Raw genomic sequence first — 626 nt, 5'->3', positions numbered from 1 at the left:
TCGCAGGGCAGATCCGGCTCCCCACGCAGGAATAGCAGGAAGCGTTCCATGAGCGCCCGGCCACCAGTGTCCGGCACCCAGCCGATGGCAGGCCCGCCGAGCCTCACGCGATATCCCGACTGGCGCACAGCCAGTGCCGTGGCGCGGTAGAGCTCGAGGTAGGCCTCGAAGCTGCCGCGCCAGAATGGCGGCATGTTCGGCTCGTTCCAGACTTCCAGGGACCAGCCTGCGATCTCCGCCGTGCCGAAGCGAGCCGCGGCTGCATCGAGGAAGGCACGGACAAGCACCTGCCAGGCAGCGAACGAGGAGGGTGGCTCGATCGGCGAGGGCGACACGGCAGGCGGGAAGAAAGTCAACGGCAGGAATGGCACAAGGCCACGCCGTACCAGTGGCTCGAGGCAGTTGAGCGCGACGGTGAAATCGGGAGCGGCCTGCGGATCGGTCCAGGTTCCTCCTGAGGCCGTCGGGAAATCGTCCTCGCGCGAGCCGGCGTTCAGGATGCCGAAGACCCTGACGCCGGCCACGGCGCCGGGCGAGGCTGCCAGCGTGTCGAGCAGGCGCGTGTACCGTCTGTCGGTGAGCCAATCCGCATCGAAGACGCCAACGACGCCGAACTCGGCGTGACG

1 protein-coding gene is annotated in these 626 nt (G+C 68.2%); it reads right to left on the bottom strand.

Annotation, left to right across the window (positions count from 1 at the left end; translation table 11 throughout):
* The coding region (locus tag ACLF3M_RS35385) for a GH39 family glycosyl hydrolase (protein WP_430661711.1) at positions 1–626 on the bottom strand (626 nt) is incomplete at both ends.

This window comes from Falsiroseomonas sp. HW251 (assembly GCF_050563545.1).
Classification (GTDB): domain Bacteria; phylum Pseudomonadota; class Alphaproteobacteria; order Acetobacterales; family Acetobacteraceae; genus Falsiroseomonas.
This window is presented reverse-complemented; position numbering and strand designations above follow the sequence as displayed.